At 75.6% G+C, this 5727-nt stretch carries 2 protein-coding genes; both read right to left on the reverse strand.

What is annotated here, in order from left to right; all coding sequences use genetic code 11:
• Positions 1–6: 6 nt before the first annotated feature.
• On the reverse strand, positions 7–1596 hold the full coding sequence (locus tag E1289_RS36095; RefSeq protein WP_131988432.1) for a polyketide synthase: 1590 nt from the start codon (positions 1594–1596) through the stop codon (positions 7–9).
• Positions 1583–5727: SDR family NAD(P)-dependent oxidoreductase (locus E1289_RS36100; protein WP_131988434.1), on the reverse strand; the 4145-nt coding region annotated here is incomplete at its 5' end. The genes E1289_RS36100 and E1289_RS36095, both read right to left, overlap by 14 nt.

Raw genomic sequence — 5727 nt, forward strand, 5'->3', positions numbered from 1 at the left:
GCAGCGTCAGGTGTGTATAAGAGACAGGGACAGGGCCTGCAAGGTGTGGCAGATGGAGCCGAGCGTCGCCGGGGTGGCCGACTTCAGCAGTGCGGCGATGTCGTCCGCCAGCTCGGCCAGGGCCTCCGGGGACTTCGCCGAGAGGGTCAGCAGTTCGTGGCGGCGGGCCGTCCCCGCCGGTCCGGCCGCACCTTCGCCGGCGGGCGTGTACGACTCCAGGATCGCGTGGACGTTGGTGCCGCTCATGCCGAAGGAGTTGACTCCGGCCACCCTCCGGCTCAGCTCGCTCGGCCAGGGGCGGTTCCGCGTCGGGACGGTGAACCCGATCCGGTCCCACGGGATGCGCGGGTTGAGTTCGCCGTCGTCCTCGTCCCGGGCCGCGGGCATCACCCCGTGGTGCAGGATCAGCACCGTCTTGATCAGGGCCGCGATCCCCGACGCCGCCTCCAGGTGCCCGAGCCGCGACTTGACGCTGCCCAGCGCCAGCGGGACACCACGCTCCCGCACGGCGGCGCCCAGCACGCCGTCCAGCGCTCCCACCTCGATCGGGTCGCCGAGCGGGGTCCCCGTGCCGTGGGCCTCGATCCAGCCGACGTCGGCCGCCTCGACTCCCGCGTCCGCCAGCGCCGCGCTGATCACCTCTTCCTGCGCGGGGCCGTTGGGGGCGGTGAGGCTCGAAGCCGCGCCGTCGTGGTTGACCGCGGTCCCGCGCACGACGGCCAGGATCGGGCGGCCCTCCCGTTCGGCCTCGTCCAGCCGCATCAGGACCAGCGCGCCGACACCCTCGCCGCGGCCGTAGCCGTCCGCGGAGGCGAGGAACGACTTCGACCGCCCTTCCGGGGACAGCGCGCGGGTCTGGCACAGCGACACCATCAGGTTCGCCGAGAGGATCAGGTTGGAGCCGCACACCAGCGCGTAGCGGCACTCCCCGCCGCGGAGCGCGCGGACGGCGAGGTGCAGCGCGGTCATCGAGGACGAGCAGGCGGTGTCCGAGCTCACCACGGGGCCGGAGAAGCCCATCACGTGGCTGATCCGGCCCGCGGGGAAGCACAGTCCGCCGCCGGTCGTGTAGTAGGGGTCGATCCGTGTCGTGTCCGACCGGTCTTCCAGACGCTCCAGGTACTCCGAGGCCATCATGCCCAGGTAGACGCCGACGTTCAGCCGGTCCGAGCGCCGCACGGGGATTCCGGCGCGTTCCATCGCCTCCCAGGCGACCTCCAGCAGCATGCGCTGCTGGGGGTCGAGGAGCTTGGCCTCGCGGTGCGAGATCCCGAAGAAGTCCGCGTCGAAGGCCGCGATGTCGTCGACGAACCCGGCCCGGTCGACGTAGGACCGCCCCGGTTTGCCGACCACGGGGTCGTGCACCTCGCGCAGCCCCGGCCTGTCCTCCGGAATCGGGGCCAGGGCCGTTCCCCCGCCGCGGAGGAAGTCCCAGTACTGCCCCGGAGTCCGCAGGCCGCCCGGCAGCCTGAGCCCCATGCCGACCACCGCGAGGGGGGCCTTCCGCTCGTCCTCAAGGGCCTGGATGCGCGAGCGCAACCGGCGCGACAGCGCGAGCTGCTCCTCCATCAGTCTGCGGACCTCAGCGGCCTCCATGCTGTCCTCCCTCGGCTCCTGCTTCCAGATCGGCCTCGACGGCGCGGACGAGGTCCTCGAACGACAACTCCTCGAACGGCGGTTCCTCGGCCGGCGGCTCCTCGACCTGCGCATGCCCGGGCTCCGGCCCTGGGACCGGCTCCGGCTCCGGCTCCGGATACAGCAGGCCGAGGACGTGCCCGGCGAGCCGGGCGATCGTGGGGTGGTCGAGCGCGACCGTGGCGGGCAGCTCCGCGCCGGCGGCCAGCGCGAGGCGCGAGCGGAGGTCGATGACCATGATCGAGTCCAGTCCGAGGTCGGCGAAGCCCGTCTCGTCGTGGACGGCGGTCGGGTCGCCGAGCGCCTCGCCCACGAGTTCGCGCACCGCCGCCCGGAGCCGGTCGCCCCGCTCGGCCGGATCGAGCGCGTCCAGCTCGGCGCGCAGCCACCCGCGAGCCCGCCCGGACCGGCCGGAGCCGGTACCGCCGGCGGGGCCGGTGGACGCGGCCGCTCCGAAGAGGGCGGCTCTGGAGCGCCCGTGCGGCGGGCGGGTGGCGCGTTCGGCGTCCACCGCCATCGCGATGAGGCGCGAACGGCGCCGGGCCAGCGCCAGGTCGAGCAGCTCCGCGGCCTCGTCGTCGTCGAGCGGCCGCAACCCGGCGCTCTCGGCGGCGCGTGCCGCGGCGGCGGCCCCGGCCAGGCCGCCCCCCGCCGCCGGGACCCACGGCCCCCAGTCGATGGCGACGGCCGGGAGCCCCGCCGAGCGCAGCCGGCGGGCGAGGCCGGCGAGGTAGCCGTTGGCCGCCGCGTAGGCGGTCTGGCCGGCGGTGCCGAGCACGGCCGACGCGGAGGAGAACAGCACGAACACCTCCGGCGGGCTGTCGCGCAGCGCCTCGGCCAGGTTCTCCGCCCCGTGCGCCTTGGCCGCGAACACCTTCTCGAACGACTCGCCGGTCAGCTCCTCGAAGGGCCGGTCGTCGGTGACGCCCGCCAGGTGCAGCACCGTCGTGAGCGGTGCGCGCTCCCCGGCCGCGGCCACCGCGCGGGCGCAGTCGGCCGGATCGGTGACGTCGCCGCTCACGACGGTGACGCGGGTGCCGCCGTCCGCCAGCTCGTCCAGGCGTGCGCGCGCGGCCTCGCCGGGTTCGGAGCGGGACATCAGGGTGATGTCGGAGACGCCCCGAGCGGCCAGCATCCCGGCGACGCTGAGCCCCAGCGCACCGAGCCCACCGGTGATCAGCGCGGCGCGTCCCGCCCCGTGCCGGTGGTCCGCGCCCTCCGGGACGCTCCATCGGGAGACCGGTGCCAGGCGCGCGACCCGCGCACCGCCCGCGCCCAGGTTGACGCGCGGCTCCGGGAACTCCTCGGTGGCCGCTGCGGCCAGCAGCGAGGACAGCGCCGCGGGCTCCCAGCCCGAGGTGAGGGTGAAGCGCGGGAGCCGCCGATCGTGCTCCTCCGCCTCCAGGGCGGCCAGCAGGCCCCAGGCCGCTTCGCGAACCGGTGCCGCTTCCGCGCCGTCCTCCCCGTCGCCCGCGCACAGGACGGCGTAGGGGATGTGGCGCGGTGCCGCACGCAGTGAGTCGGCGAGTGCCGCGAGTTGCCGGAAGGCGTCCGCCGGTGCGCCGGGGGCCGCCGGGGCGGTGAGGCGCGCGTCCACGATGAGGTCGGCCCCGGCTCCGGACACGTCCTCGGGATCCAGGTGCACGACCCGGTGTCCCCGCTGTTCCAGCTCCGCTTCGACGGCCGGCGCGGCGCCGCCGCCGAGGACGCCGATCGCCAGTCCCCCGGCTTCCGGCACCCGCGGTTCCCACTCGTCCCATCGCAGTTCGTAGGCGTGCCAGGCGTCGCCGCGGAGGGAGCTCTCCAGCAGCGGACGCGGCGCCGGCCTGAACCGGAAGCCGTCGACGGCGAGGACGGTCGCTCCCGCGTCGTCGAACAGACGCACGTCGGCCGTCCGAACCTGCATGAGCCCGTCGGACGGCCGCTCGTGGCGGACCGCGCGCACATGCCCCCACAGGCCGCAGCCGGGGGCGGGCCGCCCGGGGAACGCCACCCTGCCGGCGGCGAACGGGATCGGCAGGTGGTCGGCCTCCCGCACCACGTCCGCCTCGCCGACGGCGAAGGTGACGCTGCTCTGCAGGCAGGAGTCGAGGAGTCCCGGGTGGATCTGGTAGTCCGCCGGGGCCTCGTTCAGCACGGCGGGCTCCGCGTAGCGGACCAGCGCCTCGTCGCCGCGGATCCAGGCGTCGCGGATCCACCGGAAGGACGGTCCGAGCTGGTAGCCGAGGCCGCGCAGGTGCCGGTAGAAGACCTCTCCGGACAGGTGGCGGTCGGCCGACCCGATGAACTCCCCGGGGTCGGGCATGGCGCGGTCGGGCATGGCGGGGTCGGGCATGGCGGGGTCGGTCATGACGGGGGGCTCGTCCTCGGCCGGCGGCATCACCCGCGCGCCCAGGTGCTCCAGCCAGCGGCCGTGCTCGGGGTCAACGAGGCTCTGCACGCTCACGGCCCGTGCGCCGTCCTCCTCGTCCTCGATGACCTGCAGTTCGTAGCGTTCGCCGTCCCGGAGGACCAGGGCGCGCGGGAAGTGCAGGTCTTCGAGGACGACCGGCTCGCGCCGGGCGCCGAGCGCCGACAGGACGGTGGCGAGTTGCGAGGCGCCGGGGACCGAGACCGTCCCGAAGAGCCGGTGGTCGGTGAGGTGGGCCGGGAACGCGGTGCTGCGCTCGGTCCGGAACACCCGCCCGCGCAGCGCGGGCGACCGGACCTCCGTGCCCCACGGGGGCCCTTCCACGGGCCGTCCGGAGCCACGGTCAGGCGGCGTGTCCCCGCCGGGAGCCCAATGGCGGGTCCGCGCGAACGGGTAGCGCGGGGCGTCGGCACGCGATCCGGCGGGCGCGGCCTGCATCCGGTCCCACCGGAGGTCCTGGCCCAGCGAGTACAGGGTCCTGGCCGCCGCGAGCAGCGCGTCGTGGTCGGCCCCGCCGCGGCGCAGCGAGCCCGCGACGCCGCCGCGCGGCGCCAGGCCCGCGGACCGGACGAGGTTGATCAGCGTCCGGTCCGGGCCGATCTCCAGGCAGAGGTCCACGTCCAGGTCCCGCAGCCGCAGGACGCCGTCGTGGAACCGGACCGGCTGCCGGGCGTGGCGGGTCCAGTAGCGGGCGTCGAACTCGCCCGGCCCCGCGACGCGTCCGGTGAGGTTGGAGACGATCGGCACCTCGGGGTCGCGGAACTCCAGCGGCTCCAGGACGTCGGCCAGCTCCGCCAGGGCCGGGTCCAGCAGCCGGGAGTGGAAGGCGTGCGAGACGCTGAGCCGGCGATGTCGGACCTTCCGCTCCTTGAGGTGCGCGGCCAGCCCGGCCACGGCGTCCGGGGGCCCCGACAGCACCACGGCCTCCGGTCCGTTGACGGCGGCGAGGTCCAGGCCGTGCTCGTCCGCCCAGGCCGCGGCGTCCGCCTCCGGCGCGACGATCGCGAGCATGCCGCCGCGCTCGGTGCCCTGCATGAGCCGGGCCCGCTCGGCGATCACGGTAAGCCCGGTGGGCCGGTCCATTACCCCCGCGTACACCGCGGCGGCGATTTCGCCGACGCTGTGCCCCATCACCGCCGTCGGGACGACGCCCCACGACTCCCACAGGGCGGCGAGCGCGAGCTCCAGCGCGACGAGCGCCGGCTGGGTCACCCGTGTCTCGTTGACGACGTCCGGGTCCGCGCCGTACAGGGTCAGCTCGGTGAGCGAGGCGCCGATGGACGGCTCCAGCGCCCGGTCGCAGGCGTCGAACGTGTCGCGGAAGACCGGCTCGGTCTCGTACAGCTCCCGGCCCATGCCGAAGTACTGGCTGCCCTGTCCGGAGAAGAGGAAGGCGATCCGCGGCGCGCCCGACACGGGTTCGGCGGGCGCGGGCTCGTCCAGCGCGGACAGGAGCCGGTCCCGGGACCTGCCGAACAGGGTCCGGCGGTACGGGAAGTGGGCGCGTCCGGCGCCCGCCACGGCGGCGAGGGCCGGCAGTTCCTCCTCGGCGGCCTCCGCCAGCCGTTCCCGCCAGGCCGCCGACAGGCGCGCCAGCCCGTCGGGGTCGGGGGCCGACAGCGGGACCAGCATGTTCGGGGCCGGGCCGGCGGGCGCCTCGGCGGAGTCGGGGGCGGGGTGGT

This window comes from Actinomadura sp. 6K520, assembly GCF_004349245.1.
GTDB lineage: Bacteria > Actinomycetota > Actinomycetes > Streptosporangiales > Streptosporangiaceae > Spirillospora.